Genomic DNA, 2,583 nt, shown 5'->3' on the forward strand with positions numbered 1-2,583 from the left:
CATGGGGAAATTTGATGGGCTTCAGGTAGAATTAGAACAGCCTGTTACCATTAATTTCAGATAGAATTACACCACGACAGATGGACTCCTTACATGTTTTGAAAATTAATGCAACCTTTTAGCTGCATTAATAGTTTAATCAATTATCTTGCAACCAAATAGTTGCTTAACTAATTTTAAACTTTATTAACAATGAAAGATGTAATCAAAAAAGAACAGCAGATCAATTTTCCAATTCAAGACGTTTGGAAAGCCATATCTACAGCGGAAGAGATTTCTACATGGTTTATTCATGCTGACTTTAAAGCAGAGCCAGGTTTTGAGTATACGTTTACCCATGAAGAAACAAAAATTACCGGTAAGGTACTGGAAGCGTCTCCGTTCCACACCTTAATTTATACCTGGATAGTAGGAGGTACTGGAGTGGAAACCACAGTGTAGTGGAATCTCAAGGAAAATGATTCAGGAACATTCCTCACCCTGGAGCATTCGGGGATTTCTAATTATCCTACTGAGGAGATGGCAACAAATATGTTTACCAGTTTCGAAAAAGGTTGGGGATCATGTGTGGTAAACCTTACCAAGTATCTAAGCAAACAAAATGTCTCCTAAAATCAACAAAATATTTAAAGCAATTGCTGACCCAACCAGACGGGAAATCTTCCATATTTTGGTTTTGGCAAGTACCGCTTTATCCATCACGCAGATTTCTGATCATTTTAGTATGAGCCGTCAGGCTGTAACCAAGCATATCAAGTATCTGGAAGTCGCAGGTCTTGTAGAAATCAGAGAAAATGGAAGGGAGCGATTTTGTCAGGCTAACGCCCTACCTCTAAAGGAAATCAATGATTGGGTTTCTTTTTATGAGAAGTTTTGGGATGATAAGCTTTCCAGGTTGGTTAACCATCTGCAGCAAAAAGCTGATAAATAAAACATTTTTTTTCTATTTACGCAACCTTTTAGTTGCATTTAAAAACAACAACCATGAAAAAGAAAAATATAATCATATTGACCTTAATTGGTCTTTCTGCGATAATGTTTTCAGCACTTGCAGAACTTTCAAAAAAGGATCGTGAGGTAGTTACTAATTATTTGCAGGATACAAAGCAAACACTGATTAATACGGTAACTAACTTGAATAAAGAGCAATTGGAATTCAAAGTAAATGAAGGTACATGGTCTATTGCCGAGTGTGTAGAACATCTGGCCTTATCTGAGAAACTCATCTTCCAATGGTCACAGGATGCCCTTAAACACAGTGCCGCAAAGGGTGAGATTGCATTTCACGATGATAAACTCATAGAAATCTTTACCGACAGGTCACAGAAAAGTAAAACAGTGGACGTATTAGAACCAAAATCAACATTCAATACGGTGCAGGATGCCCTGGATAATTTCACTCAACTCAGAAACAAGCATATCAACTATATGAAAAACACTTCTGATCCGCTTCGTACATGTTATTTCGATTTTCCTTTTGGCAAAGGTGATGCTTACCAGGTAATATTACTGCTGGCAGCTCATACAGAAAGACACACGGCGCAGATCAGGGAAATAATGTCCAGGCCGGGTTTTCCCAAATCAAATTAATCCTTCATTAATCTTACATATATCATCAGGTGTCTCATAACACCTGATGATTCATTTTTAGCATTAACAAACAATCACCACACGTATACGTTATTGTAATCCTGGCAAAAAGAGAAGCCCTTTACTATTCAATAACACTATCTTAAACATATGAAAGGCTCAGAGCATCGTTAATTCTATCAAACGCTTCATAAAAGTAGGTGCAGAAGAGCTTTCTTTTAAGGTAACTGAGAATTCAAAAAAATACCTCTAAGAAAAAAAATGGTAGAAATAAGAAGTATTTTCTTAGAAATCAGGTGTTTTTTAGTTCTTCAAGTTGACAGTAAAAAATAATTTTCATCTCTTTTTAGCCGCTATTGTCAATTATTCAAATTACGACAAAATACAGAATTTTCTATCATTATATCGTTATTTATAACAATATAATTCTGATTAGTAAAAATCTAATCTCCTGTTAAAACCTCCTTTTTCCTCCTTTTTCCTTATATGATTGATACTCATCACTCTGCACCCCTAAATCAAAGGGTAGATTGATATATAATAACTTATTACACATAGTTGTATACGTTATATTACATATATATTTATTGATATTATTTATACAATCTTTTTCTACGGCTTATAATTGTACTTTTATAAGATTCACAAATCAATAAATTTCTCGTATCCAGCAGTTTTACACTGATAATCAGCATGATAAATAATTTGATAAGGAAATTTTAATGTCTGTTAGTATGAAGAATCTATACTTTTGAGAAAAAATCATATACAACTAAAACTAAAAGATAAATCATGAAAAAGTTATTTGTAATTCTTGTTGCTACTGTTGCTATTGGATTGGCTTCTTGTGTGGATGATAACCTCACTGAAATCGAACAAAATGTCCCTGAATTCCAGGCTCCATCTAATGATGATGGTCCCACACCTACTTGCCCTACTCCAGGCGCTTGTGGATAATCAAACTTTACCTAGCTGGTTATGAGTTAAAAAATA

General features: G+C 34.6%; 3 protein-coding genes and 1 pseudogene. All 4 read left to right on the plus strand.

Annotated features, from left to right (window positions below):
* Nucleotides 1-192: 192 nt before the first annotated feature.
* The 4 genes and pseudogenes from RLO81_RS06565 (at nucleotide 193) to RLO81_RS06580 (ending at nucleotide 2,547) form a co-directional block, all read left to right on the plus strand.
* Nucleotides 193-612, plus strand: a pseudogene (locus tag RLO81_RS06565) (SRPBCC family protein).
* Nucleotides 602-931, plus strand: a complete 330-nt coding sequence (locus tag RLO81_RS06570) for an ArsR/SmtB family transcription factor (RefSeq protein WP_350108969.1) — start codon at nucleotides 602-604, stop codon at nucleotides 929-931. The pseudogene RLO81_RS06565 and the gene RLO81_RS06570 overlap by 11 nt, the downstream one beginning before the upstream one ends.
* Nucleotides 932-984: 53 nt before the next feature.
* Nucleotides 985-1,590: a DinB family protein gene (locus RLO81_RS06575; RefSeq protein WP_350108972.1), complete on the plus strand. Its 606-nt coding sequence runs from the start codon at nucleotides 985-987 to the stop codon at nucleotides 1,588-1,590.
* 792 nt (nucleotides 1,591-2,382) lie between these two features.
* Complete coding sequence (locus RLO81_RS06580) at nucleotides 2,383-2,547, plus strand: hypothetical protein (protein ID WP_350108974.1); 165 nt, start codon at nucleotides 2,383-2,385, stop codon at nucleotides 2,545-2,547.
* The last annotated feature ends 36 nt before the right edge of the window (nucleotides 2,548-2,583 follow it).

The sequence above is a fragment of the Fulvivirga sp. genome (assembly GCF_040220315.1).
In the GTDB taxonomy this organism is placed as follows: Bacteria; Bacteroidota; Bacteroidia; order Cytophagales; family Cyclobacteriaceae; genus Fulvivirga.

What these genes read in the sequence shown, in the direction of transcription:
- RLO81_RS06575 (WP_350108972.1), top strand. Translation starts at nt 985, where the DNA reads ATGAAAAAGAAAAATATAATCATATTGACCTTAATTGGTCTTTCTGCG.
- RLO81_RS06570 (WP_350108969.1), top strand. Translation starts at nt 602, where the DNA reads ATGTCTCCTAAAATCAACAAAATATTTAAAGCAATTGCTGACCCAACC.
- RLO81_RS06580 (WP_350108974.1), top strand. Translation starts at nt 2,383, where the DNA reads ATGAAAAAGTTATTTGTAATTCTTGTTGCTACTGTTGCTATTGGATTG.